General features: G+C 71.4%; 22 protein-coding genes. 6 read left to right on the forward strand and 16 right to left on the reverse strand.

Annotation, left to right across the window (positions count from 1 at the left end):
* The 3 genes from rsmH to DEI98_RS13260 form a co-directional block, all read right to left on the reverse strand.
* Nucleotides 1–966 (reverse strand): 16S rRNA (cytosine(1402)-N(4))-methyltransferase RsmH, encoded by a 966-nt coding sequence (gene rsmH, locus DEI98_RS13250; protein ID WP_071405412.1) that lies wholly within the window; start codon nt 964–966, stop codon nt 1–3.
* Between the two features lie 106 nt (nt 967–1,072).
* Nucleotides 1,073–1,504, reverse strand: coding sequence for a division/cell wall cluster transcriptional repressor MraZ (gene mraZ, locus DEI98_RS13255; protein ID WP_111100995.1), 432 nt, complete (start codon nt 1,502–1,504; stop codon nt 1,073–1,075).
* A 941-nt stretch (nt 1,505–2,445) separates the two neighbouring features.
* Nucleotides 2,446–2,841 (reverse strand): DUF3040 domain-containing protein, encoded by a 396-nt coding sequence (locus tag DEI98_RS13260; protein ID WP_110864614.1) that lies wholly within the window; start codon nt 2,839–2,841, stop codon nt 2,446–2,448.
* Between the two features lie 96 nt (nt 2,842–2,937).
* Here DEI98_RS13260 and DEI98_RS13265 point away from each other — a divergent pair, with 96 nt between their 5' ends.
* Nucleotides 2,938–4,056, forward strand: coding sequence for a polyprenyl synthetase family protein (locus tag DEI98_RS13265; protein ID WP_071405410.1), 1,119 nt, complete (start codon nt 2,938–2,940; stop codon nt 4,054–4,056).
* Between the two features lie 71 nt (nt 4,057–4,127).
* On the opposite strand, the gene DEI98_RS13270 is transcribed toward DEI98_RS13265, so the two are convergent.
* A complete protein-coding gene (locus tag DEI98_RS13270) occupies nt 4,128–4,484 on the reverse strand; it encodes an Rv2175c family DNA-binding protein (RefSeq protein WP_181438042.1) in 357 nt (118 codons plus the stop codon).
* 172 nt (nt 4,485–4,656) lie between these two features.
* On the opposite strand from DEI98_RS13270, the gene DEI98_RS13275 reads away from it, so the two are divergent.
* Nucleotides 4,657–5,928, forward strand: coding sequence for a LysM peptidoglycan-binding domain-containing protein (locus DEI98_RS13275; protein ID WP_258370863.1), 1,272 nt, complete (start codon nt 4,657–4,659; stop codon nt 5,926–5,928).
* An 82-nt stretch (nt 5,929–6,010) separates the two neighbouring features.
* Nucleotides 6,011–8,086: a Stk1 family PASTA domain-containing Ser/Thr kinase gene (gene pknB / locus DEI98_RS13280; RefSeq protein ID WP_111101004.1), complete on the forward strand. Its 2,076-nt coding sequence runs from the start codon at nt 6,011–6,013 to the stop codon at nt 8,084–8,086.
* 155 nt (nt 8,087–8,241) lie between these two features.
* On the opposite strand, the gene DEI98_RS13285 is transcribed toward pknB, so the two are convergent.
* From DEI98_RS13285 to DEI98_RS13295, 3 genes are all read right to left on the reverse strand, one after another.
* The gene (locus tag DEI98_RS13285) at nt 8,242–9,627 is read right to left on the reverse strand and encodes a class II 3-deoxy-7-phosphoheptulonate synthase (protein ID WP_110864693.1); all 1,386 of its coding nucleotides are present in this window, start codon (nt 9,625–9,627) and stop codon (nt 8,242–8,244) included.
* 104 nt (nt 9,628–9,731) lie between these two features.
* Nucleotides 9,732–10,457 carry a 1-acyl-sn-glycerol-3-phosphate acyltransferase gene (locus tag DEI98_RS13290; RefSeq protein WP_071405408.1) on the reverse strand — a complete coding sequence of 242 codons (726 nt, stop codon included), beginning with the start codon at nt 10,455–10,457 and terminating at the stop codon, nt 9,732–9,734.
* A 99-nt stretch (nt 10,458–10,556) separates the two neighbouring features.
* Nucleotides 10,557–11,510 (reverse strand): ROK family glucokinase, encoded by a 954-nt coding sequence (locus tag DEI98_RS13295; RefSeq protein ID WP_017886608.1) that lies wholly within the window; start codon nt 11,508–11,510, stop codon nt 10,557–10,559.
* A gap of 121 nt (nt 11,511–11,631) precedes the next feature.
* Here DEI98_RS13295 and DEI98_RS13300 point away from each other — a divergent pair, with 121 nt between their 5' ends.
* Entirely contained in the window at nt 11,632–13,569 is a 1,938-nt protein-coding gene (locus DEI98_RS13300; RefSeq protein ID WP_111100996.1) for a long-chain fatty acid--CoA ligase, read from the forward strand.
* 780 nt (nt 13,570–14,349) lie between these two features.
* Here DEI98_RS13300 and DEI98_RS18925 read toward each other — a convergent pair.
* The 3 genes from DEI98_RS18925 to DEI98_RS13310 form a co-directional block, all read right to left on the reverse strand.
* Nucleotides 14,350–14,481 (reverse strand): hypothetical protein, encoded by a 132-nt coding sequence (locus tag DEI98_RS18925; protein WP_258366694.1) that lies wholly within the window; start codon nt 14,479–14,481, stop codon nt 14,350–14,352.
* 141 nt (nt 14,482–14,622) lie between these two features.
* Nucleotides 14,623–15,126, reverse strand: coding sequence for a peptide deformylase (locus DEI98_RS13305; RefSeq protein WP_071405406.1), 504 nt, complete (start codon nt 15,124–15,126; stop codon nt 14,623–14,625).
* Nucleotide 15,127: 1 nt separating this feature from the next.
* Nucleotides 15,128–18,538: a pyruvate carboxylase gene (locus tag DEI98_RS13310; RefSeq protein ID WP_111100997.1), complete on the reverse strand. Its 3,411-nt coding sequence runs from the start codon at nt 18,536–18,538 to the stop codon at nt 15,128–15,130.
* Between the two features lie 60 nt (nt 18,539–18,598).
* Between DEI98_RS13310 and DEI98_RS13315 the strand changes: the two genes are divergently transcribed.
* Nucleotides 18,599–19,411 carry a ParA family protein gene (locus DEI98_RS13315; protein WP_027465232.1) on the forward strand — a complete coding sequence of 271 codons (813 nt, stop codon included), beginning with the start codon at nt 18,599–18,601 and terminating at the stop codon, nt 19,409–19,411.
* 540 nt (nt 19,412–19,951) lie between these two features.
* On the opposite strand, the gene DEI98_RS13320 is transcribed toward DEI98_RS13315, so the two are convergent.
* The 5 genes from DEI98_RS13320 to DEI98_RS13340 all read right to left on the reverse strand — a co-directional run bounded on the left by DEI98_RS13320 (nt 19,952) and on the right by DEI98_RS13340 (nt 24,101).
* Entirely contained in the window at nt 19,952–20,512 is a 561-nt protein-coding gene (locus DEI98_RS13320; RefSeq protein WP_027465231.1) for a MerR family transcriptional regulator, read from the reverse strand.
* 184 nt (nt 20,513–20,696) lie between these two features.
* A complete protein-coding gene (locus DEI98_RS13325) occupies nt 20,697–21,401 on the reverse strand; it encodes a MerR family transcriptional regulator (protein ID WP_111095397.1) in 705 nt (234 codons plus the stop codon).
* Nucleotides 21,401–21,880, reverse strand: a complete 480-nt coding sequence (locus DEI98_RS13330) for an FHA domain-containing protein (protein ID WP_051596676.1) — start codon at nt 21,878–21,880, stop codon at nt 21,401–21,403. The genes DEI98_RS13325 and DEI98_RS13330 overlap by 1 nt, the downstream gene beginning before the upstream one ends.
* 158 nt (nt 21,881–22,038) lie before the next feature.
* The gene (locus DEI98_RS13335) at nt 22,039–23,070 is read right to left on the reverse strand and encodes an iron ABC transporter permease (protein WP_258370865.1); all 1,032 of its coding nucleotides are present in this window, start codon (nt 23,068–23,070) and stop codon (nt 22,039–22,041) included.
* Nucleotides 23,067–24,101 carry an iron ABC transporter permease gene (locus DEI98_RS13340; protein ID WP_110864611.1) on the reverse strand — a complete coding sequence of 345 codons (1,035 nt, stop codon included), beginning with the start codon at nt 24,099–24,101 and terminating at the stop codon, nt 23,067–23,069. Before DEI98_RS13340 ends, DEI98_RS13335 begins: the two co-directional genes overlap by 4 nt.
* Before the next feature lie 159 nt (nt 24,102–24,260).
* Between DEI98_RS13340 and DEI98_RS13345 the strand changes: the two genes are divergently transcribed.
* Nucleotides 24,261–25,757: a S1C family serine protease gene (locus DEI98_RS13345; RefSeq protein WP_258370866.1), complete on the forward strand. Its 1,497-nt coding sequence runs from the start codon at nt 24,261–24,263 to the stop codon at nt 25,755–25,757.
* 18 nt (nt 25,758–25,775) lie between these two features.
* Here DEI98_RS13345 and DEI98_RS13350 read toward each other — a convergent pair whose 3' ends face one another.
* Entirely contained in the window at nt 25,776–26,933 is a 1,158-nt protein-coding gene (locus tag DEI98_RS13350) for a hypothetical protein (RefSeq protein WP_111100998.1), read from the reverse strand.
* Nucleotides 26,934–26,967 lie beyond the last annotated feature (34 nt).

Raw genomic sequence — 26,967 nt, forward strand, 5'->3', positions numbered from 1 at the left:
TCAGTTCCGGATCCGCTCGGCCGCGCGCAGGCGCACGGGGGTTGCTCGGGGGTTTGCGGCGCGTTCGGCCTCGTCGGCCAGCTCGGCGCCCTTGACGATCAGGGAGAAGGTGGGGGCGTGCTCGGGCAGCTCCACCGGCAGGCCGGCGGGGGCGCTCGACTTCGTGCGCTCCACCAGGGCCCGCTTGACGATGCGGTCCTCGAGGGACTGGTACGACTCGACGACGATCCGGCCGCCGACCGCGATGGCGTCCAGCGCCGCCGGGATCGCCCGCTCGAGCACGCTCAGTTCGGCGTTGACCTCGATGCGGAGTGCCTGGAAGACGCGCTTGGCCGGGTGCCCCTGACGCTGGATGGCGACCGGGGTCGCGTCGTGGAGCACCTGGACCAGGTCGCCGGACATCTCGAACGGCTTCGTCGCCCGCCGCTCGACGATCGCTCGGGCGTAGCGGCCGGCGAGCTTCTCCTCGCCGTAGCGCTGGAAGATGCGGCGGAGTTCGCCCTCGTCGTAGGTGGCCAGGACGTCGGCGGCGGTCTGCCCCTCGGTCCGGTCCATGCGCATGTCGAGCGGGGCGTCCTGGCTGTACGCGAACCCGCGCTCGGCCCGGTCGAGCTGCAGTGAGCTCACGCCGAGGTCGAACAGCACGCCGTCGACCTTCGTGAAGCCCTCGCCCTCGATCGCGTCGACGATGCCGTCGTACACGGTGTGCACGAGGCGGACACGGTCGCCGAAACGGGCCAGGCGCTCCCCCGCGATGCCGAGTGCGTCGGTGTCGCGGTCGAGTCCGATGAGCGTGAGCTCCGGGAACCGCTCGAGCAGGCCCTCGGAGTGGCCGCCCATGCCGAGCGTGGCGTCGACGACGACCTTGCCCGGGCCCTCGAGCGTCGGCGTGAAGAGGTCGACGATGCGCTGGAGCATCACCGGCGTGTGCGGGAAGCGTGGCGTCTCGTTGTCGTTGTCGGCCATGTGCAGCCCCTCGTCTCCTGGGCCGTGGGTCCGGATCCCCATCCATGCGACCTGACACCGGGGAAGTGGCGTCAGGGCTTCACGGCTGGGAGTCCCGATCCGCGGATCAGAAGATCCCCGGGATCACCTCCTCGTCGTTGTCGGCGAATGCCTCTTCGGCTTCGGCGTAGTAGGCCTCCCACGCGGGGGTGGACCAGATCTCGGCACGGTCACCGCTGCCGATGACCGTGAGGTCCCGCTCGAGCCCCGCGTACTCGCGGAGGTTCTGCGGGATCGTCACGCGGTTCTGCTTGTCGGGCTGTTCGGCGCTGGCCCCCGAGAGGAACAGACGCATGTAGTCCCTGGTGCGCTTCGACGTCATCGGGGCGGTCCGGATGCGCTCGTGGAGTTCATCGAACGTCCGGGCGCTGAAGACCACGACGCAGCGTTCCTGGCCGCGGGTCATCACGAGCCCGCCGGACAGTTCGTCCCGGAACTTGGCGGGGAGGATCACGCGACCCTTCTCGTCGAGCTTCGGGGCATGAGTACCGAGCAGCACGTCGGGCCTCCCCTCCGCTCCACCGGACCGTTGCGAGCCCCACTTTACTCCACTCCCCTCCCCTCGACCAGGAATCCGCTCCCTTTTCCGCCCGCGACACCCCTACTGGGGGCATCGAAGCCGGAATGCACCCCACAGGGATGACCGCGGATGCCCGGATCCATGCGGTTCGCGAGGGCCGGAGCAGGCGTGGAGGAAAGTGGAGGACTTTCGCAGCCGGTGGCGCGCCCCGGGGCGCGCCGCGGGCCCACGACGCCGAGTGGGCGCGAACCGTCGCTCGCGCAGCCCCCATCCGACAGTTCGTGCGACCTCGGCGGCCAGCACGCGGCATGTCGTGACCACTCGCGCACGCACCCGCGGCGGTCCACCCCGGCCTCCCCGGCCTCCCCGGCCTGGAGGCCCGTCCCACCTCGGCCGCGGCGCTCACGCGGGCGCACGGTCGGCTCCACCACGCCCGGCCGCCGGTCAGCGCACGGTCACGACGTACCTCCGCCGCGACGCCGAGTGGTCACGAACTGTCGCTCGCGCAGCCCCCTGCCGACAGTTCGTGCGACCTCGGCATCCACCGCGCGGCACGTCGTGACCACTCGCGCACGCACCCGCGGCGATCCACCCCGGCCACCCCGGCCTGGAGGCCCGTCCCACCTCGGCCGCGGCGCTCACGCGGGCGCACGGGCGGCTCCACCACGCCCGGCCGCCGGTCAGCGCGTGGTCACGACGTACCTCCGCCGCGACGCCGAGTGGTATAGAACTGTCGCTCGCGCGGGCCCCAGCCGACAGTTCGTGCGACCTCGGCGGCCAGCACGCGGCATGTCGTGACCACTCGCGCCGGCACGACCCCGGCCCGCCCGACCCACAGGCCACCGGGAACACGAAACGGGGCCGACCCGAAGGCCGACCCCGTGGAGGAGTGTGGAGGGAGTCCTGGCGACCCCCGTCAGCTACTGACTCTGGTCGTTGCGCTTGTCCCAGCGCTCGTTCATCCGGTCCATGAAGGACCCGCCACCACCGGCGGACGGACGCGCCGACCCACCGGACGCGGGCTTGCCCGGCCGAGCGGGCTTCGCCTTCGGGGCACGCATGCCCGGGCGCAGTGCGAACAGGACACCGGCGAGCATCACGACGAAGCCGAGGATGCCGAGCAGCGGTGCCTTGATCACGAGGCCGACGATGACGATGGCGACCCCGGCGAGTGCGCCGAGGACACCGAGCGTGATGGCTGTGTACGTCGGACGACCCTGTCGACGTGTGACACGCGCCACGAAATCGGAATCGTTCTGGTAGAGGCTGCGCTCCATCTCTTCGAGAAGGCGCTGCTCCTGTTCCGAGAGCGGCATCTTGGTTCCCTCTGTTCCTGGGATCGACGCGGGGTTGAAAAACGCGGGTTGAGTGGACCGATTCTATGCCTCGACCACTCCACTAGGGTAGGGATCGTGGCTGAGAGTACGCGATTAGTGGACCTCGTATCGGCGCGTATCGACCGGGCACTCGACGAGCAGCGTGAACGGCTCCTCGCGATCAGCCCCGACCTCGCGCCGTTCGACCGGTACGCCCGAGACCTGTTGTCCGGCGGCAAGCGCTTCCGGGCGCTGTTCTGCTACTGGGGATGGCAGTCGGTGGCGGGCCGTTCGGGCTCGTTCGACCCGCTGGCCGAAGGGTCCCGGCAGACCACCGCCGAGGCCGTCGTCACGGTCGCCGCAGCGCTCGAGGTCTTCCACGCCGCAGCTCTGGTGCACGACGACATCATGGACCGCTCGGACACCCGTCGTGGGCGTCCGGCCGCGCACCGCCGCTTCGAGTCCCTGCACGAGGAGTCCGGCTTCGTCGGCGACCGCGGGCAGTACGGCACCAACTCCGCGCTGCTCCTCGGCGACCTGCTGCTCTCGCTGAGCGACTCGGTCTTCGACGAGGGCCTCGCGCTCCTCGACCCGGTGCGGGCCCGCATCGTCCGCCAGGAGTTCCACGCGATGCGCCTCGACGTCACGGCGGGGCAGTACCTCGACGTGCACGAGGAGACCGCCTGGCCCGTCATCGACGAGTCCGAGCACCTGCTCCGCGCCCAGCGCGTCATCGTCTTCAAGTCGGCGAAGTACTCGATCGAGGCCCCGCTGGTCATCGGCGCCCTGGTCGCCGGCGCGAGCGACTCCCAGCTCGAGGGCCTCCGCGCCTTCGGACTCCCCCTCGGCGTGGCGTACCAGCTCCGCGACGACATGCTCGGGGTCTTCGGTGACCCCGAGGTCACCGGCAAGCCGGCCGGCGACGACCTGCGCGAGGGCAAGCGCACCGTCCTCATCGCCTCGGCGCGCAAGACGCTGGCGAGCGGCCCGCGGCAGCTCCTGGACGAGCTCCTCGGCGACCCCGACCTCGACGAGGAGCAGGTGCAGATGCTCCGTGCGACCCTCACCGAGTCCGGTGCCGTCGCCGCTGTGGAGCGGTCGATCGAGCGGCACGTCCAGCGCGCCAAGGCGGCACTGGACGCCTCGCCGCTGACACCGTCGGCACGCGAGCAGCTCGCGTCGCTGGCCGACACGGTCAGCCGCCGGTCGTCCTAGACGCACCCCGCAGGACAGACGGGAGGCCCGGTGCCAGCTGGCACCGGGCCTCCTGTCTGTCCGGAACGCGTCTAGAGCAGCGACTGGGCGATGCGACGCACCTCGGCCTTGCGACCGGCGCGCAGCGCCGCGATCGGCGTGGTGCCCATCGCGTCGTCGACGGTGAGCATCCAGCGCACGGCCTCGTCGTCGGTGAAGCCGTTGTCACCGAGCACGATCAGCGTGCCGCGGAGTTCGGGCATGGGCTCGCCGTCCTCGAGGAACTCGACGGGCACGCGCAGCACACCGCTGACGCGGGCTGCGAGCAGGGTCTTCTGCTCGAAGAGTCGGTGGATCCGTCCGGGGCTGGTGCTGAACATGTCCACCAGCTCGGGGACGGTCAGCCAGCGTTCGGAGAGGGACAGGTCGTCGACGGGTGCGGCACTCACACGCCCATGGTGCCAGAGTGACCGCCGGAGTGAATCCGCCTCGTTCGTCACATTCGTCACATCCACCCCATCTGACTCTCTGGTTGACTTGAGAATCAGGCCATGCCAGCGTTGTGGCACCTGTGAGTGCGCGCATGCGTGCGCACGGCTCAGTCGAGATCAGGAGAAACCCGTGGACCACGCTGCAGACGAAGTCGCCCGGCGCGCACGATCCGCCCGGTTCGCCACCATGCCCATCGTCCTCGCGGGCACCATCGCCGTGACCGCAGGCCTCACCGGCCCGGTCGCGCACGCCGAGCCCCGGCACGACGACGCCGACGCGAACCACAAGCGCCACGTCGACCAGGACCGCGCCGTGACCGACCGCCCGGTGTTCGGCACCGCCGTTGCCCGGCCGTCGCAGACCGTCGTGCGGACCGTCGCCGCGACCACGAAGGCCCCCACCACATACACCGTCCACCACGGCGACACGGTCTCGGGCATCGCCGCCCGCTTCGGCCTGTCGGCGCAGGAGATCCTCGTGCGCAACGGCCTCGGCTGGAACACGATCATCCACCCCGGGCAGACCCTCCACCTGGCATCGACCCCCGCCGTCACCACCGCGGCGGTGCGGACCTCCGGGTCGACCGGCGGCTCCGGCTCGGACACCTCGAGCTACCACGTGAAGCAGGGCGACACCGTCTCCGCCATCGCGTCCCGCGTCGGCGTGTCGACCACGGCGCTCCTCAGCGCGAACCAGCTGTCGCAGCGCAGCGTCATCTACCCCGGGCAGACGCTGCGGGTGCCGCACGGTTCGTCGTCGACACCGTCGGTGTCGACCGCCTCGGCCCCGTCGACCAAGTCGAGCGTGCAGATCAGCGCCGGTGACACCGTGGCCTCGATCGCCGCCGCGCACCACGTCTCGGTCAAGTCGCTCCTGTCGGCGAACGGCCTGTCGTACACGAGCACGATCTACGCCGGCAAGACGCTCGTCATCCCGTCCTCGAACGCCACCGCCGCGCCCGCGGTCGCTGCCAGCGCCGCGGTGAGCGGTGCCGTCGGCCTGGGCGCCGAGCAGCGCCAGAACGCGGCCACCATCGTCGCCGTCGGTCGATCGCTCGGCGTCCCGGACCGCGGCATCGTCGTGGCCCTCGCCGCCGCGATGCAGGAGTCGAGCCTCCGGAACCTGCCGCACGGCGACCGCGACTCGGTCGGCCTGTTCCAGCAGCGGCCGAGCCAGGGCTGGGGCAGCGCGGCGAAGCTGCAGGACCCGGCGCACGCCACCGCGCTGTTCTTCGGCGGGCGGAACAACCCGAACGCCGGCAAGACCCGCGGGCTGCTCGACGTGCCCGGCTGGTCCTCGATGAGCATCACCGACGCGGCCCAGGCCGTGCAGCTCTCCGCCTACCCGAAGGCCTACGCCACGTGGGCGAGCGCCGCCGAGGGCTGGCTGGCGACCCTCTGAGCCTCATCCGGAAGATCGAGATTGGGTCACGGCCGGTGCGCCGGTGCGTCCGAGTGCGGTCTCGATTCGTAGAATGCCGCCGATGACCACCAACGCCGCCACGGACCCGATGATCGGTCGCATGATCGATCAGCGGTACCGCGTCCGCTCCCGCATCGCGCGCGGGGGCATGGCGACCGTCTACCTCGCGACCGACGTGCGCCTCGAGCGACGCGTCGCGATCAAGATCATGCACGGGCACCTGGCCGACGACCAGGCGTTCCGTGAGCGCTTCATCCAGGAGGCCCGTTCGGCCGCCCGGCTGTCGCACCCGAACCTGGTGGGCGTCTACGACCAGGGCGCCGAGGGCGAGATCGCCTACATCGTCATGGAGTACATCCCCGGCATCACGCTGCGGGACCTGCTGCAGGAGCACCACGCCCTGACGCCCGAGCAGGCGACGGACGTCCTGCGCGCCGTGCTGGCCGGCCTCGCCTCGGCCCACCGCGCCGGGATCGTGCACCGCGACCTGAAGCCCGAGAACGTCCTGCTCGCCGACGACGGCCGCATCAAGCTCGGCGACTTCGGCCTGGCCCGGGCCACGACCGCGAACACGGCGACCGGCGCGGCACTGCTCGGCACCATCGCCTACCTGTCCCCCGAGCTCGTGACCCGCGGCGCCGCCGACTCGCGCAGCGACATCTACGCGCTCGGCATCATGCTCTACGAGATGCTCACCGGCGAGCAGCCCTACAAGGGCGAGCAGCCGATGCAGATCGCATACCAGCACGCCAACGACTCCGTGCCGGCACCGAGTGCCGCCGTGTCCGGGGTGCCGCCGGAGCTCGACGAGCTGGTCGCCTGGTCGACCGCTCGCGACCCCGAGGACCGCCCCCGCGACGCCCGCGAGATGCTCGACCACATGTCGGGCAACCAGCAGCGTGCGACCGGCCAGTACCGCACGGCCGTGCTCCGCCCCGAGAACGGGACCGCGATCCTGCCCTCCGGTGGTGCCGGCACGCTCGGCGCCGCAGCGGCCGCCGCCTCGGTCGGGGCTGCAGGAGTCGCAGGTGCGGACGAGACCGCCATCATCGACCGGTCCGGCGACCGGGACACCGGCGACCGCGGTCGAGCGCCCGCCCGTGCGCGTGGCAACGCCCCGGGCCCCCGTCGCACCGGGGCCCAGCCGGGCGTGCTCTCCCCCGCCGGACAGCGGCTCGCCGACCAGTCGGCGAAGCGTCGGAAGCGCGGCTGGATCCTGCTGTCCGTGGTCGTCGTGCTCGCGCTGATCGGAGCCGGCTTCGGCTGGTACTTCGGCCCGGGGCCGGGTGGCAACGTGCGGATCCCGGAAGTCACGGGCAAGTCGGTCTCGCAGGCCCGGCAGCTGCTCGAAGCACAGGGCCTGCAGGCGGCGTCGAAGACCGGGACACGGTTCGACGCCGTCGTCGCGAAGGGGCAGGTCTCCACGACGAAGCCGGCCGCGGAGCGCGAGGTGCAGAAGGGCACGGCGGTGCAGATCGTCGTGTCGAACGGCCCCCGGATGATCCCGCTGCCGGCGATCGTCGGCCAGCCGCTCTCCACCGTGACGGCCGCGCTCGACGACGACTTCGAGCTGCAGGACGACCGGTACGAGTTCTCCGCCGATGCCCCGAAGGACACCGTGGTCGCGGCGACCGGTCGGGCGTCCGGCGGCAAGGCCCTCGACCTCACGACGGTGCAGGCCTACGGCGAGACCGGGCCGGTCACCCTGACCGTCTCGCTCGGGCCGGTTCCCGACGTGGTCGGCAAGACGGTCGACGAGGCCTCCGCCGCACTCGACGAGGTCGGCCTGATCCTCGGCGCCCGCACCGAGGAGTACAGCGACAGCGTGCCCTCCGGCCAGATCGTCTCCGCCGCCGTGCAGGACTCCCCCGCCGTACGCGGGTCGCCGGTGGACGTCGTCGTGTCGAAGGGGCCGACGCCGATCACCGTGCCGGACCTCGGAGCGGAGCGGCCCACGATCAACGAGGCGACGAAGACCCTCGAGGACCTCGGCCTCAAGGTGTCCGTGCCCGACTGCACGAACATCCTCTGCGGCTTCTACGACTGGAAGTCGAAGCTGCCCGTCACCGGCACCGACCCGGGCGCCGGCGCCACCGTCTACCGCGGCGACACGATCACCCTGTCCTACGACCAGTAGGTGCGGACACCGCACCCTCGGCCCTGGACGCGACCCCAGGACGGACGGGAGGCCCGTGGCGGCGCCGTCACGGGCCTCCCGTCCGACACGCGAAAGCGACAGAACCCCGCGAACATGCCGCGGGGTTCTGTCGCTCTGACGAAACGGTTCCTGCGTTACGAGCGGTCGGGCTGGTGCGCGCCGAGTTCCTCGGCCACCAGGAAGGCGAGCTCGAGGGACTGCATGTGGTTGAGGCGCGGGTCGCACAGCGACTCGTAGCGGGTGGCGAGGGTGGCCTCGTCGATGTGCTCCGAGCCGCCGAGGCACTCGGTGACGTCGTCACCGGTGAGCTCGACGTGCATGCCCCCCGGGTACGTCCCGACCTGGCGGTGCGCCTCGAAGAAGCCGAGGACCTCGTCCACGACGTCGTCGAACCGGCGGGTCTTGTAGCCCGTCGGCGTGGTCAGGCCGTTGCCGTGCATCGGGTCGGTGACCCACAGCGGGTTGGCGTCCATGCCCTTGATCGCCTCGAGCAGCTTGGGCAGCTCGTCGCGGATCTTGCCGGCGCCCATCCGCGTGATGAAGGTCAGGCGACCCGGCTCACGGTTGGGGTCGAGCTTGTCGACGAGCGCCTTCATGTCGTCGACGCTCGTCGTCGGGCCGAGCTTCACACCGATCGGGTTGCGCACCCGCGACAGGAAGTCCACGTGGGCGCCGTCGATGTCGCGCGTACGCTCACCGATCCAGATGAAGTGCCCGGACGTGTCGTACGCCAGGCCGGAGCGCGAGTCGATGCGGGTCATCGGGCGCTCGTAGTCCATCAGCAGCCCCTCGTGCGAGGCGTAGAACTCGACGTGCTTGAGCGCCTCGAAGTCGGCACCGCAGGCGTCCATGAAGCGGATCGCGCGGTCGATCTCCTTGGCGAGGTGCTCGTAGCGGGCGTTCGCGGGGTTCGAGGCGAAGCCCTTGTTCCAGGAGTGCACCTGGCGCAGGTCGGCGAAGCCCCCCTGGGTGAAGGCCCGGACGAGGTTCAGCGTGGAAGCAGCGGTGTGGTACCCCTGCACCAGGCGGCGCGGGTCGGCCGTCCGGCTCTCCGGCGTGAAGTCGTAGCCGTTCACGATGTCGCCGCGGTAGGCGGGCAGCGTGACGTCGCCGCGGGTCTCGAAGTCGCTCGAGCGGGGCTTGGCGAACTGCCCGGCCATGCGCCCCATCTTGATCACGGGCATCGAGGCACCGTAGGTCAGCACGACGGCCATCTGCAGGATCGTCTTGACCCGGTCGCGGATGGAGTCGGCGGTGGCACCGGCGAAGGTCTCGGCGCAGTCACCGCCCTGCAGCAGGAACGCCTTGCCCTGGGCGGCGGCGGCGAGCCGCTCACGCAGCTTGTCGACCTCGCCCGCGAACACGAGCGGCGGGAGCGTGGCGATCTCGGCCGAGGCGGCCTCGGCCGCGGCGGCGTCCGGCCAGGTCGGCTGCTGCTTGATCGGGAGCGTCCGCCAATAGTCGAGCCCCTCGATGACGTCCGGATCCTGCAGGGCGACGAAGTCGGTCGACTCGGGCAAGGGCGTTACCTCGGTGTTCTGTGCGGGCGGCCCGACGACGCTGACCGGCACCGGGCCGCGCGTCGTCGATGGGCGTCCTGGCGGGGTGCCGGGACCATCAGAGCCTAACGTGCAGGCGTCGACTTCCGTTCCCGCATGACGGCCTCGCGCGCGGAGCTCGCCCGCTCCTTCACGCTGGTCGCGTAGACGTCCACGTACTCCTGACGGCTCAGGCCGGCGAGCTCGTGCATGACCTCGTCCGTGACGCTGCGCAGGATGAAGCGGTCGGTCTCGAACCCCTGGAACCGCGAGAAGTCGAGCGGCTTGCCGAACACGACCCCGACGCGCTTGATCTTCGGGAACCGCTGCCCGATCTGCTGCACCTCGCGCGTGCCGACCATGGCCACGGGGACGACGAGCACGCGCCCCTCGAGGATCATCCGAGCGATGCCGGTGCGGCCGCGGTAGAGCTTGCCGTCGGGGCTGCGGGTGCCCTCGGGGTAGATGCCGAGCTGCTCACCGCGCGCCAGGACCTGCAGGCCGGTGCGGAGCGATGCCTCGGACGCCTTGCCGCCGGAGCGGTCGATCGGCAGCTGGCCGATGGCGTTGAAGAACGTCTTCGTCGCCCAGCCCTTCAGGCCACGGCCGGTGAAGTAGTCGCTCTTCGCCAGGAACGAGAGTCGACGGTCGAGCACCGCCGGCAGGATCACCGAGTCGATGAACGAGATGTGGTTCGAGGCGAAGATGACCGGGCCCGAGGTCGGGACGTGCTCACGCCCGACGACCCACGGCCGGAACAGGGTGAGGATGAGCGGGCCGAGCACGAAGTTCTTCAGCAGCCAGTAGGTCATCGACGACTCCAGGTGGTGAGAAGGTCCGGGTGGTGCACGGCCCGGGGTGGGCGGTCGTTCGTGTGTGCGTGTGCGCGTGTGCGCGTGTGCGCGCCGACCCTACGCCGTGCGGGCGTGGATGCGGGCGAGGTCGGCGGCACCGACGACGCCGGCGTCGTTGACGAGTTCGGCGATCACGAAGTCCGGCTCGGGGTGGTACCCGCGGGCCGGCAGGTTGTTGAGGTACGCCTGCTTGATCGGGTCGAGCAGCCGGTCCCCCGCGCTGGCGACGCCGCCGCCGAACACGAAGAGCTGCGGGTCGAGCACCGCGGACAGCGACGCGCACGCCTCGCCGAGGTGTCGACCGAGCCGACGGAGGGCCGCGAGGGCACCCGGGTCGTCGGCCAGGATCAGGTCGCCGACGATCTTGCCGTCGAGCTGGCCGCCGTTGTCGGCGCGGGCGTCGGCCAGGGCCGAACCGATGCCACCGGCGTCGGCGACGTCGTTCGCCATGCGCTGCAGGGCGCGGCCCGAGCCGTACTGCTCGATGCAGCCGCGGGCGCCGCAGCCGCAGGGCAGCCCGTTCGGGACGATGCGCAGGTGGCCGATCTCGCCGCCGGTGCCGAAGCCCCCGCGGAACAGGCGGTCCTCGGTCACGATGGCGCCGCCGACGCCCGTGCCGATGGTGAGCATGGTCATGTCGGACACGAGTCGACCGGCGCCGAACCGGAACTCGGCCCAGCCGGCGGCGTTCGCGTCGTTGTCCACCGTGATGTGGAGGTCGCCGAGGCGCTGCTGCAGCTTCTGCCGGAGCGGTTCGTTCCGCCACCGGATGTTCGGCGTGTAGTAGACGATCGACTGCGAGGCGTCGATGAACCCGGGGGCAGCGACACCCACGGCGCCGACCTGGTGGAGCGAGCTGAGTCGCTCGACCATCGAGACGACGTCGTCGAGCATGGCGTTCGGGTCCGCAGCGTTGGTGGCCACGCGGTCCTCGGCGACGATCTCGCCCAGTTCCGTCACGACCGCACCCGCGATCTTGGTGCCCCCGATGTCGATTCCGATGGCGTGCACGAGCAACGAGCCTACCGGTTCGCCGCGAAGTCACGGAACGCCCGGTGACGCGTCCTATGCTGGCGGTGTCGCCTCGGTGTTGAGGCGCACTCGAGTCGAACCGGCAGACAAGGGAGTCACCGTGAACGATCAGCGTCCTGCACGCAGCAGCGCCTCCACCGACACGTCCACCGTTGGCAGCGCCGCCACCGGGACCACGCCGTCGGCCGGGAGGCACGCCACACCGCCCAGCGCCGGTCCCGTCGCCCCGGACCACGGCTCGGCAGCGCGGCTCCTCGGCGACCGCGTCCGGCTGACGCCCGACCGTCCGATCCTGGCCCAGCGCCACGGCGACACCTGGACCACCTTCACCGCGGCGGAGACGCTCGCCCGGGTGCGCGGCATCGCGAAGGGCTTCGTCGCCGCCGGGCTCGAACCGGGCGCGCACGTCGCGATCCTGTCCCGCACCCGTCTGGAGTGGACCCTGGTCGACTTCGCCGTGTGGACAGCCGGCCTGGTGTCCGTGCCCGTGTACGAGACGAGCTCCCCCGACCAGGTGCGCTGGATCCTGTCCGACTCCGAGTCGGTCGCGATCATCGTGGAGCAAGAGGAACACGCGCGCCGCGTCGCCTCCATCGCACCCGACCTGCCGTCCCTGGGCCAGCACTGGACGATCGACGGCGGCGGCCTCGACGACCTGACCCGGCTCGGCGAGGACGTCACCGACGACGAACTCGACGCCCGGACCGCGAACGTGCACGGCCACGACGACGCCACGATCATCTACACCTCGGGCAGCACCGGTCGACCGAAGGGCTGCGTCCTGCGGCACGACAACTTCACCGCCACGGTGGAGGGCGCGAGCGAAGCCATGCCCGAGGTCGTCGCCGACGGCGCCTCGACCCTGCTGTTCATCCCGCTCGCCCACGTCTTCGCCCGGTTCATCGCCGCGATGTCGGTGTCCGCCGGCGTCCTCGTCGGCCACGAGCCGGACACCAAGGACCTGATGCGGGCGGTGTCGACCTTCAAGCCGACGTTCCTGCTCGCAGTCCCCCGGGTGTTCGAGAAGATCTACAACTCCGCCGAGCAGAAGGCCGACCTCGGCGGCAAGGGCAGGATCTTCCGCGCGGCGGCCGACACCGCGGTCGCCCACTCCGAGGCCCTCGCAGCCGGCAGGGTGCCGTTCCTGCTCGGGCTGAAGTTCAAGCTGTTCGACCGGCTCGTGTACGCCAAGCTCCGCGACGCCCTCGGCGGCCGCGTCGAGTACGCCGTCAGCGGTTCGGCACCCCTCTCCCCGCGGCTGTCGCACTTCTTCCGATCGATCGGGGTGCTCATCCTCGAGGGCTACGGCCTGACCGAGACCACCGCTCCCGCCACCGTCAACCGTGCCCGGGAACTCCGCATCGGGACGGTCGGGCGGGCGCTGCCCGGCATTGAGGTCCGGATCGCCGACGACGGCGAGATCCTGATCCGCGGCGTCGACGTCTTCGACCGGTACTGGCGGAACGACGAGGCGACCGAGCACGCATTCGCCGACGGCTGGTTCCGCACCGGCGACCTCGGCCGGATCGACGCCGACGGGGTCCTCACGGTCACCGGACGCGCCAAGGAGCTCATCGTCACCGCGAGCGGGAAGAACGTCGCGCCGGCACCGCTCGAGGACGGCATCCGCGAGCACCCGCTCATCGGCCAGGTCGTGGTCGTCGGCGAGGGCAAGCCGTTCGTCGCAGCACTCGTGACGCTCGACCGCGAGATGCTCCCCGGCTGGTGCGAGTCCCGCGGCATCACCCCGGCGCTGAGCGGGCACGAGGCCGCCTACGACGAGCGCGTGCTCTCCGCCGTCCAGGAGGCCATCGACGCCGCCAACGGCCGGGTCTCCCGCGCCGAGTCGGTCCGGTCGTTCACGATCCTCGACACGGACCTGACCGAGGCCTCCGGGCACCTCACGCCGAAGCTCACGATCAAGCGGTCGGTGATCCTCAAGGACTTCGCCGCGGACATCGACCACATCTACTCCGGGTCGAAGGTGCAGACGACGACGACCCCGGTGATCGAGGGTCGGCGCCGCAACCGCGCGTAGCGCCCGCCGGGCGTACCTGGTCGTTCCGGGCGTACCGGGTCGGTTCTTCCGACCAGGTACGCCCGATTGCGTAAGGTGCGCGTGGTCGTGGACGCGACGACCTGGAGGCCCGGCGCCGGTCCGCCGGACTGGCGCCGGGCCTCCAGGCGGTCGCCGCGCGTGCGGCTGGCAGCTTTCGGGCGTACCTGGTCTTTTCGGGCGTACCTGGTCGATTCTTCTGACCAGGTACACCCGATTCCGCCAGGTACACGCGCGGCCGCCCCGCTGAGCGACCGGCCCCGGGCGTACCGGGTCGATTCGGGCGTACCGGGTCGATTCTTCTGACCAGGTACACCCGATTCCGCCAGGTACACGCGCGGCCGCCCCGCTGAGCGACCAGCCCCGGGCGTACCGGGTCGATTCGGGCGTACCGGGTCGATTCTTCCGGCCAGGTACACCCGATTCCGCCAGGTACACGCGCGGCCGCCCCGCTGAGCGACCAGCCCCGGGCGTACCTGGTCGTTCCGGGCGTACCGGGTCGATTCTTCCGACCAGGTACGCCCGATTCCGCCAGGTACGCGCGCGGCCGCCCCGCCGAACGACCAGCCCCGGGCGTACCGGGTCGATTCGGGCGGACCGGGTCGATTCGGGCGTACCGGGTCGATTCTTCCGACCAGGTACGCCCGATTCCGCCAGGTACGCGCGGGTGTGGACGCAACGGCCTGGAGGCCCGGATCACGTCCGTCGGACGTGATCCGGGCCTCCAGGCCGTTCAGCGGGCGCCGGGGGCGCCTGCGGGGCTCAGGCCTCTTGCGACTGCTCCGTCGCGGGGGCGTCGAGGACGGCGGTCGAACCGGTCGTGACGGTGGTCTCGGCTGGTCGACGGTTGGTGCGGGTGCGGTGCGAGCTGAGCTCGTCGTTCTGACTGGTCATGCGGGAGTCCTGGGGGATGGGATGGTCGTCGGTGGGAGGCCGACAGCAGCACGGTACCCCCTCGTCAGGACAAAGCGACAATCCCCCGTGGGGGTGTCACACCACTGTTCACAGCCGGCGAACGCGGGACTGTGCAAGCGCTCAGTGGAACCAGTCCTGCGCACGGATGTCGCGCAGTGCCTGACGGCGGACCTCGGGGTCGAGCGTCATCACGTAGACGGTGCCGTCGAGGTGGTCGCACTCGTGTTGGAGCGCCTCGGCCATCAGGCCGGTGCCCTCGAGGACGACCTCGTCGCCGTCGACGTCGACACCCCGCACCTTCGCGTACGGGGAGCGACGCGTCGGGTAGCCGAGCCCCGGGACGGAGAGGCAGCCTTCCTCCATGAGCTCGGGCTCGCCGGAGACCTCGACGATCTCGGGGTTGAGGACGTAGCCGACCTCACCGTCCACGTTGTACGAGAACGCACGGAGTCCGACGCCGATCTGGGGCGCGGCCACCCCGGCCCGTCCGGGTTCCTTGACGGTGTCGATGAGGTCCTGCACGAGGTCACGGACCCCGGCGCTCCCGAGCAGTTCGGGGCGGATCGGGTCGGCCGGCGAGCGGAGGACGGGGTCGCCGAACAGGCGGATGGGACGAACGGTCAATTTACTGCAGCACCACCAGGAGGTCGCCGGCGTCCACCTGCTGGGTCACCGGGATCGCGAGTCGGCCCACGGTGCCCGACACGGGCGCCGTGATGGCCGCTTCCATCTTCATCGCCTCGATGCTCGCCACCGGCGTACCGGCCTCGACGACGTCACCGACGGCGACCTTGAGCGTCACCACACCGGAGAACGGCGCGGCCACGTGCTTGGGGTCGGACGCGTCGGCCTTCTCGGCCGCCTTCGTCTCGACCTCGACCGAACGGTCGCGGACGGCGACCGGGCGGAGCTGCCCGTTCATCGTCGCCATGACGGTGCGGATGCCCTTGGCGTCCACCTCGCCGATCGCCTCGAGCCCGACGAACAGGTCGACGCCCTTGCCGAGCGGGACGCTGTGCTCCTGTCCGGGGCGCAGCCCGTACAGGTAGTCGACGGTCGGCACGACGGACAGGTCGCCGTACTGCTCCCGCACGCGCTGGAACTGCTGCGTCGGCTGCGGGAAGAGCAGGCGGTTGAGCGCCTGCTGGCGCGCGGGTCCGGGGGTCTCGAGGTGCGCACGTTCGTCCGCGGGCACCGGGGTGATCTCGAGTCGGACGTCGCGCCCGGCCAGGACCTTCGAGCGGAACGGCTCGGGCCAGCCGCCGGGCAGGTCGCCCAGTTCGCCGGCCATGAACCCGACCACGGAGTCCGGGATGTCGTACTTGTCGGGGTTCTGCTCGAAGTCGACCGGGTCGGCACCGACCGCGGCGAGCTGCAGCGCGAGGTCACCGACGACCTTCGACGACGGCGTGACCTTGGTGGGGCGTCCGAGGATCCGGTTCGCCTCGGCGTACCAGTCCTCGACCTGCTCGAACCGGTCACCGAGGCCGAGGGCGATCGCCTGCTGCCGGAGGTTCGACAGCTGGCCGCCGGGGATCTCGTGCTTGTAGACACGCCCGGTCGGACCGGCGAGCCCGGACTCGAACGGGGCGTACACGCGACGGACCGACTCCCAGTACGGCTCGAGGTCACCGACGGCGTCGAGCGACAGGCCGGTGTCGCGCTCGGTGTGGGCCAGGGCGGCGACCAGGGCGGACATGCTCGGCTGGCTGGTCGTGCCGGCCATGGGTGCCGCGGCCACGTCGACGGCGTCCGCCCCGGCGCGCGAGGCGGCGAGCAGGGTCGCGAGCTGGCCGCCGGCGGTGTCGTGGGTGTGCACGTGCACCGGCTGGTCGAAGCGCTCGCGCAGCGCGGTGACGAGCTTCTCGGCCGCACCGGCACGGAGGAGCCCCGCCATGTCCTTGATGCCGATGACGTGCGCGCCGGCCTCGACCATCTGCTCCGCCAGGCGGAGGTAGTAGTCGAGCGTGTAGAGGTCCTCGGCGGGGTCGAGGAGGTCGGCGGTGTAGCAGAGCGCCGCCTCGGCGACGGCCGTGCCGGTCGCGAGCACGGCCTCCAGGGCTGGACGCAGCTGGCTCACGTCGTTGAGCGCGTCGAACACGCGGAAGACGTCGACGCCGGAACGGGCGGCCTCGTCGACGAAGGCGTCGGTGACCTCGGTCGGGTACGGCGTGTACCCGACGGTGTTCCGGCCGCGCAGCAGCATCTGGATCGGGATGTTCGGCATCGCTTCGCGCAGCGAGGACAGGCGCTCCCAAGGGTCCTCACCGAGGAACCGGAGTGCCACGTCGTACGTGGCACCTCCCCAGGCCTCGACGCTGAGCAGCTGCGGGGTGAGCCGCGCGACGTGCGGTGCGACGGCGACGAGGTCCTTCGTGCGGACCCGGGTCGCGAGGAGCGACTGGTGGGCGTCCCGCATCGTCGTCTCGGTCACCGCGAGGGCCGTCTGGGCGCGCAGGGCCTTCGACCACTCGGCCGGACCCATCGCCAGAAGGCGGTCGCGCTGCCCCTCGGGCACCGGCACCGTCAGGTCGGTGGCCGGGAGCTTGTCGGCCGGGTCGGTGACCAGCGGCGACCGCTCCCCGTTCGGCTTGTTCACCGTGACGTCGGCGAGCCAGGTGAGCACCTTCGTGCCGCGGTCCTTCGAGACGTGGCCGCCGAAGAGCTGCGGGCGTTCCTCGATGAACTTCGTCGAGACGTCGCCGCGGGCGAAGTCCGGGTCCTCGAGCACGGCCTGCAGGAACGGGATGTTCGTGCTGACGCCGCGGATGCGGAACTCGGCGAGGGCGCGCTTGGCACGGGACACCGCCGCCGGGAAGTCCCGACCGCGGCACGTCATCTTCGCGAGCATCGAGTCGAAGTGCGGGCTGATCTGTGCGCCGGTGGCGACCGTGCCGCCGTCGAGCCGGACGCCGGCACCGCCGGGGCTGCGGTAGGTGCTGATCCGGCCGGTGTCCGGACGGAAGCCCTGCGTCGGGTCCTCGGTCGTGATGCGGGTCTGCAGCGCGGCGCCGTGCACGGCGACGGTGTCCTGCGACAGGCCGAGGTCGGCGAGGGTCTCCCCCGCCGCGATGCGCATCTGCGACTGCACCAGGTCGACGTCGGTGACCTCTTCGGTGACCGTGTGCTCGACCTGGATGCGCGGGTTCATCTCGATGAAGACGTGCTGCCCCTCGCGCTCGCCCTCGGTGTCGAGCAGGAACTCCACGGTGCCGGCGTTGACGTACCCGATCGACCGGGCAAAGGCCACGGCGTCACGGTGCAGTGCCTGTGCGATCGCGGGGTCGAGGTTCGGCGCCGGCGCGATCTCGACGACCTTCTGGTTGCGCCGCTGCACCGAGCAGTCCCGTTCGAACAGGTGGATCGTGCCCGCGTCGGTGCCGGTCGCGTCGGCGAGGATCTGCACCTCGATGTGGCGCGGACGGATGACGGCCTGCTCGAGGAACATCGTCGGGTCGCCGAACGCACTGTCGGCCTCGCGCATGGCGGCTTCGAGGGCGTCGCGCAGCTCGGGCTTCGTCTCCACCCGGCGCATGCCACGTCCACCACCACCGGCGACGGCCTTGGCGAAGACCGGGAACCCGATCGCGTCCGCGCCGGCGATCAGTTCGTCGATGTCGCGGCTCGCCGGGGTGCTCGCGAGGACCGGGACGCCGGCCGCGATCGCGTGCTCCTTCGCGGTGACCTTGTTGCCGGCCATCTCGAGCACGTGCTCGCCCGGACCGATGAAGGTGATGCCGTTCGCGGCTGCTGCCGCGGCGAGCTCGGGGTTCTCGGAGAGGAACCCGTACCCCGGGTAGATCGCGTCGGCCCCCGACTCGCGGGCGACGCGGATGATCTCGGAGACGTCCAGGTACGCCCGGACCGGGTGGCCCCGCTCCCCGATCAGGTAGGCCTCGTCGGCCTTGAGCCGGTGCAGGGAGTTCCGGTCTTCGTACGGGTAGACGGCCACCGTACGGGCCCCCAACTCGTAGGCGGCACGGAACGCGCGGATGGCGATCTCGCCACGGTTCGCAACGAGGATCTTCGTGAACACGACGTCCCTTTCAGCCCGGGTTGAGGTGAGACAACCCTAGTGGCGGTAACGTTGCTCAACGTGCATGTACTCAGCGTGAGCTCCCTCAAGGGTGGTGTCGGCAAGACGACGGTGACGCTCGGCCTGACCTCGGCCGCGTTCGCCAAGGGACTGCGCACGCTGGTGGTGGATCTGGACCCGCAGTCCGACGTCTCCACGGGCCTCGACATCAACCTCGCCGGCCACCTCAACGTCGCCGACGTCCTCGAGAACCCGAAGGAGAAGATCGTCCGTCAGGCGATCGCCCCCTCGGGCTGGACGAAGGGGTCGCAGGGCAAGATCGACGTCATGGTCGGGTCGCCCTCCGCCATCAACTTCGACGGGCCGCACCCGTCGATCCGCGACATCTGGAAGCTCGAAGAGGCCCTGGCCAACGTCGAGCAGGACTACGAGCTCGTCCTCATCGACTGTGCGCCGTCGCTGAACGCCCTGACCCGCACCGCGTGGGCCGCGTCCGACCGCGTCACCGTCGTCACCGAGCCCGGCCTGTTCTCCGTCGCCGCCGCCGACCGTGCGCTGCGCGCCATCGAGGAGATCCGCCGCGGCCTCTCCCCACGCCTGCAGCCCCTCGGCATCATCGTGAACCGTGCCCGGGTGCAGTCGCTCGAGCACCAGTTCCGCATCAAGGAGCTCCGGGACATGTTCGGCCCGCTCGTGCTCTCCCCGCAGCTGCCGGAGCGCACGTCGCTGCAGCAGGCGCAGGGTGCCGCGAAGCCGCTGCACGTTTGGCCCGGCGAGTCCGCGCAGGAGATGGCGAAGAACTTCGACCAGCTGCTCGAGCGCATCATGCGCACCGGCAAGATCGGTCCGTACGCCGAGGGTGGCGCCGCGTAGGTCGGTGCTCGTGCGGTCGCGTGTTCGCGGTCGCGGTCGCGGTCGCGGTCGCGTGACATGCCGCTCACATCCGCCGAGCGGTCACCAACTGTCGGCAGGCGGCGTCGCAGGCGACAGTTCGTGACACCTCGGCGCCGCGCACACGACGGTTCGTGACCGCGCGCCGCCTGCCGGGAGGCCCACCCCGGCCCCGACAGACACGCCCGACCCCGGCTCGCCCAGCGGCTACAACACACCGCTCACGTCCACCGAGCGGTCACCAACTGTCGGCAGGCAGCGTCGCATCCGACAGTTCGTGACACCTCAGCGACGCACACACGGCGGTTCATGACCACGCGCCGACTGCCGGGAGGCCCACCCCGACCCCGACAGACACGCCCGGCCCCGGCTCGCCGAGCGGTCACAACACACCGCTCACGTCCGCCGAGCGGTCACCAACTGTCGGCTAGCAGCCCCGCAGGCGACAGTTCGTGACACCTCGGCGACGCACACACGACGGTTCGTGACCACGCGGCCCCGATCCGCTGGACGAGAACCTCGTCAGGAAGCGCGGGAAGCGCGACGAGCGGCGAGCTCGTCGGAGGGGTCGGCCGCGGCGGTGGCGTCGAGCTCGACCAGGGAGCTCTCGACCTCACGCAAGACCTTGCCGACCGCGATGCCGAAGACACCCTGGCCGCGGGACACGAGGTCGATGACCTCGTCGTCGGAGGTGCACAGGTACACCGAGGCGCCGTCGGACATCAGCGTGGTCTGCGCCAGGTCGGAGACGCCGGACTCACGGAGCTGGTTGACCGCGGTGCGGATCTGCTGCAGCGAGATGCCGGTGTCGAGCAGGCGCTTCACGAGCTTGAGCACGAGGATGTCGCGGAACCCGTACAGGCGCTGCGATCCGGAGCCGGCGGCCCCACGGATCGTCGGCTGCACGAGTTCGGTGCGGGCCCAGTAGTCGAGCTGGCGGTACGAGATGCCGGCTGCCCGTGCGGCGACGGTGCCACGGTAGCCGTTCTGCTCGTCGTGCTCGGGCAGACCATCGGTGAAGAGCAGCCCGAGGTCGTACCGGGTCACATCAGACTCGGTGCCAGGGGTGTCGTTCCCACTCATGAGCTTGCCTTCCACGACGATCGAGCTCCCACCCGAAGCTTCAACGACGGGTTGAGAGTTGTTCCGAGGTCCACGGTAGCGACTCCGACCGCTCCCGCGCGGGACATCCGACCCGGCGCGTCCGGCGTGTCGAGGATACGCCTCGGCCACTGACACACAAGCCCTGTCGGAGCACCGGACGGCGTCATGCGTCGAGACGACCGATGGCCTGGCGGATGAGGTTCGACCGGATGATCTCGAGGTGCCCGGCGATCTCGCGCGCGAGCTCCGTGGCCTTCGCGCGAGAGGTGGCGTCGCCCCGGCGGGAGACCGGCATGAGGGCGGACTCGATGAGACCCACCTCGCGCTCGGCGGTGCTGCGCAGCGTGCGGAGGTGTCGCGGCTCGATACCCGTGCGCTGCAGTTCGACCAGGGCCTTCAGCACGGAGACGCCGTCGTCACCGTAGGTGTCGGTGGCCGGCAGCAGCGAAGCCGAGACCGCGTCGGCGAGGAGCATCGGGGAGGCTCCGGCTGCCCGGACCGTCTCGTCGCGGGTGTACCGGCGTTCGCGACCGAGGATCGACGGCTTCGGCGCGTCGCCTCCGCCAGGCAGGACGGGTTCGCGTCCGGCATCGAGGTCGGCGAGGTACTCCTTGATGACCTTGAGCGGCAGGTAGTGGTCACGCTGCAGTCCGAGGATCACCCGGAGCCGCTCGAGGTCGCCAGCGGAGAACTTGCGGTACCCACTGGCCGTGCGGATCGGGGTGACGAGCTCGCGCTCTTCGAGGAACCGCAGCTTGGAGCTCGACAGGTCCGGGAACTCGGGCTTGAGGCGAGCGAGGACCTGCCCGATGGTGAGCAGGTCCGGTGCCGCGGACCCCGCCCGGGCCGCAGCGGACCGTGCGGCCACTACGCGTTCGCCAGGCGCGCCAGGTCGACCCGAGATGCGTAGAACGTCAGGCGGAACTTGCCGACCTGGACCTCGGCCCCGTCGGTGAGCAGCGCTTCGTCGATGCGGACACCGTCGAAGTACGTGCCGTTCAGCGAACCGTTGTCCTTGACGCTGAAGCTCGTGCCGTGGCGCAGGAACTGCGCGTGCTTGCGCGACACGGTGACGTCGTCGAGGAAGATGTCGGCGTCGGGGTGTCGACCGGCCGTCGTGACGTCGGAGTCGAGGAGGAACCGCGCACCCACGTTGGGGCCGCGACGGACCACGAGCAACGCCGACCCGGAGGGCAGTGCGTTGACGGCTTCACGTTCTTCGGTCGAGACACCGGACTCGGCGGTGAGCGCCGCTCCCATGTCCATGCTGAAGGTCAGCGTGGTGTCGACCAGCCGCTGCTCCGGGGTCTTCTGACCGCCCGGCTGCGGGACCACTGGATCTGGCATCGGTGGACCTCCTCCTCTTGGCCCACCAGCGTATCGGAAACGACGGCCCGAGCGGCAGCCCCGATCTGGGACTGTGGAGGGACTTCCGCGATCCGCGAACGCACGAGCCGCGTCTGCGACCCGTGGGACCCGACGTCATCGACTCGTGCGACCCGGCGTCACCGTCCCCGCGCGAGCAACCAGAGCAGGTACGGCGCCCCCACGACGCCCGTCACGACGCCCACCGGCAGCGCGGTGCCGGGGAAGGCGAACTGTGCCAGGAGGTCGCTGCCGAGCGTGATCGCGGCTCCGACGGCAGCGGCCGGCGCGAGTGCCACCCGTCCACCGCCGACCAGGCGTCGGGCGATCGGCGCGGCCATCAGCGCCACGAACGAGACCGGCCCCGCGGTGGCGACGGCTGCGGCGGTCAGGCACACGGCGGTGAGGAGCAGGAGCACCTTCGCCCGGTCCGGCCGGAGTCCGAGTGCGGCGGCGACCTCGTCCCCGAGGCTCAGCACCTGCAGACGGGCGGACTGCAGCAGCGCGAGCACGCCGAGCACGACGAACGCGACGCCGAGCACCCCGACCAGGTCGCGGTCGACGGCGTTCAGGCTGCCGGAGAGCCAGAGCAGCGCGGTGCCGGCCTGGGTGACGGTGCCGCTCGTGAGCATCCAGCCGGTGATGCTCAGGCAGATCGCCGCGACGCCGATCCCGACGAGGATCACCCGGTTGCCGGTGATCCCTCGTCGCCAGGCGAGCCCGGCGATGACGATCGAGACCACCACGGCGCCGACGAGCACGACCGAGAAGAGCGTGCCACCGCTGGCACCGAACAGCACGATCGCGGTGAGTCCGGCGGCGCTGGCCCCCGAGGTGATCCCGATGACGTCGGGGCTCGCGATCGGGTTCCGCACGACGCTCTGCACGATCGCGCCGGCGACGCCGAGACTGGCGCCGACGAGGACGGCACCGAGCACCCGCGGCCCGCGGAGCTGCCCGATCACGAAGTCCGAGATCCGGTCCCCCTGGCCGAACAGGGAGGCGAGCACCTGGCCCGGGGTGAGCGGGATCGAACCGGCGCCGAGCCCGACCAGGACGAGCACCACGACGACCACGAGCACGGCGACGAGCACCGCGACCTCACGACGCAGGCCGGCCGAGCGGCGCAGACCGCCGGACCGCGGGCGGCCGGAGCCGAACAACTGCCTCACAGTCCCCGCACCGCCCTCGACCGCACGAGCGCGATGAACACCGGCGCGCCGATCAACGCCGTGACGATGCCGACCTGCAGCTCCCCCGGGTACGCCACGACGCGGCCGATGACGTCGGCGACGAGCAGCAGTGCGGGGGCGACGATCGCCGACAGCAGGATGGTCCAGCGGTGGTCCGGGCCGCTCAGCCGGCGGACGGCGTGCGGCACGGCGAGCCCGACGAAGGCGATCGGCCCGGCGGCGGCCACCGCGGAGCCGGCCAGCAGCACCGCGACCAGACCGCCGACGGCGCGGACGAGCACGACCCGCTGCCCGAGCGACGCCGCGAGTTCGTCCCCGAGCGCGAGGGTGTTGAGCGACCGACCGAGACCGAACGCGATCACCAGCCCGACGAGCACCGGCGCCGTGATGATCCCCGCCGTGCCGAGGTCCTTGCCGGCGAGGGCACCGACCTGCCAGAACCGCAGCTGGTCGAGCAGGCTCTGGTCGGTCACGAGCACCGCGGTGGTGACCGACGACAGCGCTGCGGCGACCACAGCTCCGGCGAGGGCGAGCCCGACAGGAGAGAGGCCGCGTCGGGCGACGGTCGCGATCCCGTACACGAGCACGGCGGCGAGGGCGGCCCCGACGAACGCGAACGGCAGGTAGGCAGCCGTGCCGCTCACGCCGAAGACCGCGATCCCGGCCACCACGGCCAGGGTCGCTCCGGAGTTGATGCCGAGGACGCTCGGGTCGGCGAGCGGGTTCCGCGTCACGCCCTGCATGACCGCCCCGGCCACCCCGAGCGCGGCCCCGGCGAGCAGTCCGACGACGGTGCGGGGCACGCGGTTGCCGAGCACGATGAGCCCGATCTCGTCGCTCCGCCCGGGATGCATCACCGTGTCGAGGACGGTGCCGAGCGGGATCGGCCGCGAGCCGTACGCGATCGACAGCGCACACGCCACGGCGAGGACGACGACCGCCAGCACGGTCGCACCGACGAGTCGGGGGACGGAGCTGGGAGCCGGGGGCGTGGACGTCGACGGAGGCATGGAAGTAAGGCCACCCTAACGCCGGAGCCCCACTCGGCGTCCCCCGAGCAAGCCCGGAGCGTGCGCAGGGTTCGTTCATAGGCTCGTCATGGGGAAGCGCCCTGTACTGGTCTCCATCGACGCCCGACCGGGTCGTCGAGGGACGACCGGAGAGCACCGATGAACGAGACCCCGAACCCCGCAGCCGCCGACCACGACGAGGACGGCACCCCCGCCGCGCAGCAGCAGGCTCCCGGGATGCACTGGGAGGCGCCGCACGCCGACCCGGCCTCCCTGCGCCCGGCGTACGCGTTCGACGGCTCGGGTCCCTACCTCTACGGTCCGGACGGCTCCGGCCCCTACGCCTACACGCCGGACGGCCGCGGCCCGTACCTGATCGGCAGCCCCGCCCTCGCCGGCGCGAACCACGCCTGGGCGTACTCGGCGGCGACCGCGAACCACTCCGGTACGACGAAGCGCCCGCGTCGGCTGGGACTGATGATCGGCTCCGGCATCGCTGCACTCGCCATCGTCGGTGCGGCCGGTGGCACCGCCCTCGGCCTGTCGTCGCAGGGGACGACCACGACGTCGAGCCAGTCGCAGGGCACCACCACATTGCCCGACACCGGATCCGGCACCGACGGGACCGGCGGCACCGGCAGCAGCGACGGGACGAACGGCTTCACGGTGCCCGGCGACGGCAGCGGCAGCGGCACCAGCGGCGACGGCAGCGCCGGCACCGGCACGACCCAGTCCCCCGCCACCGCGGCGACGGCCGCCGACAAGAAGGGCGTCGTGACCATCAACACCGTCCTGAACTACGACGAGTCGTCACAGGCGGCCGGCACCGGCATGGTCCTGACCTCCGACGGCACGATCCTGACGAACAACCACGTGATCCAGGGCGCGACGAGCATCACCGTCACCGACGAGACCACCGGCAAGGAGTACAAGGCCGACGTGGTCGGGGCCGACGCCACCAACGACGTCGCCGTCCTGAAGCTCGAGAACGCCTCGGGGCTGTCCACGGTCACGCTCGACGACGACGGCGAGCCGAGCACCGGTGACACCGTCAAGGACGTCGGCAACGCGGAGGGCACCGGCAACCTCGTCGCCGCCGAGGGCACCGTCACCGCGACCGACCAGGACATCCAGGTGCAGAGCGAGTCCGGCACCGGCACCGAGTCCCTGACCGGCCTGATCGAGATCTCGGCGGACATCGTCTCCGGCGACTCCGGCGGACCGGTGCTCGACAGCGAGGGCGAGGTCGTCGGCATGGCCACGGCAGCGTCCTCCGGCACGGCCGACGTCACCGGCTACGCCATCCCGATCACCACCGCGAAGACGATCGCCGAGAAGATCCTCGCCGGGGAGTCCTCGAGCACGATCACCATCGGGCTGCCCGCGTTCCTCGGGGTCGAGGTCAGCAACACCTCCGGCACCACGGGCGGCGTCGCCGTCGCCGGCACGGTCGAGGGCTCCGGCGCCGCGAGCGCCGGCCTGACCGCCGGGGACACGATCACGAGCATCGACGGCACCGCGGTCACGAGCTCGGACCAGCTGACCAAGGTCGTCCAGTCGCACTCGGTGGGCGACAAGGTGAGCGTCCGGTACACCGACAGCACCGGCGCCGCGAAGACGGTCACGATCACCCTGACCGCCGGCCCCGCCGCGTAGCGGGAGAACCGGGCGCGCTCAGCCCAGCAGCGCCCGCACCACCGACCGGTAGACGTTGGCCGGGGAGTCCGTCCGGAAGGCGGTCTCCCCGGCCTTCGTCGCGCCCACCCGCGCGAACCCGTGCCCCTCGGCCCGCACGATCGTGATCGGCTTCGGCTTGCCCGGTCGACGCAGGTACGAGACGGTCCACGGCGCGGCCCAGAACCGCGCGAGGCGCGGGTCCGCCTCGGCGAGGGCCTCCGGCAGGTCCGGTGCGTCCGGACCGCCGGCCAGCTTGCGGCCGAGCAGGTGCCCTGGGAGCGACCCCGTGCGGAACGGGAAGGTCCACGTCGGACCGATGCCGAGCCTCCCGGCCAGCAGCGCGACGGCCCGGTCGGGCGTGACGGACGCGACCACGGCACCCGCCGCGTCGGTCCCGTCGACGACGGTCTGCGACCAGGCCTGGAGGCGCGGCTCGCCCCCGTCGGGCAGGTGCTGTTCCAGCGTGACCGGCTGGGCATCGCCCTGCCAGGGTTCGAGGAGGGTCTGGGTCGACTCCGGCAGCGTGCCGAGCCGGCCGACGAGGCCCGCCTCGATGAGTTCGCGGCCCGCCGCGGTGCGGAGGAGCGTGGGGTTCCACCGGCGTCCGGCGAGGCTCTGCAGGGTGCCGATCGCGTCCGTGCTGAGGCGGGGGCCGTCGAGCGACGGTGCCGGGGCGGGGGCCGGCAGGGGTTCGAGGTCACGCTCGGGGCGGACCGGGACCGTCTCGGTGGCGCGGACGCTCTCGAGGACGGCGAGCACGAGGTCGTCGGTCTCGAGCAGCCGGGCGAGCGGGCGTTCGATCGTCAGGTCGACGCGGTGCCGACCGGTGACGAAGAGCAGGTGGGTGCCGGCGACGTCGCCGTGCTCGTCGGGCCGGACGTACTCGACCAGCCGGGCCGGGGCGCCGGCGGTGGTCCACGGGTCGCAGCCGACGAGCAGCAGGCCCTCGACGGAGCCGGGCAGCCGTTCGAGCAGCCCGGTGTTCTCGTCGCCGATCGCGCGGTCACTGGGGCGGGATCGGACAGTGAGGACGACGTCGTCGCCGGTGACGCGCAGGTCCGCCTGGGCTGAGTCCTCGCGGCGCCAGGAGTCCGGGCGGCGGAGGGTGAGGCGGGCGGTGCGGTCCTCGGTGCCGAGCGGGACGGGGACTGCCATGGGATGAGGGTATGTCGGGAGCGGGGCGCGGGGG

The organism is Curtobacterium sp. MCLR17_034, assembly GCF_003234485.1.
In the GTDB taxonomy this organism is placed as follows: domain Bacteria; phylum Actinomycetota; class Actinomycetes; order Actinomycetales; family Microbacteriaceae; genus Curtobacterium; species Curtobacterium flaccumfaciens.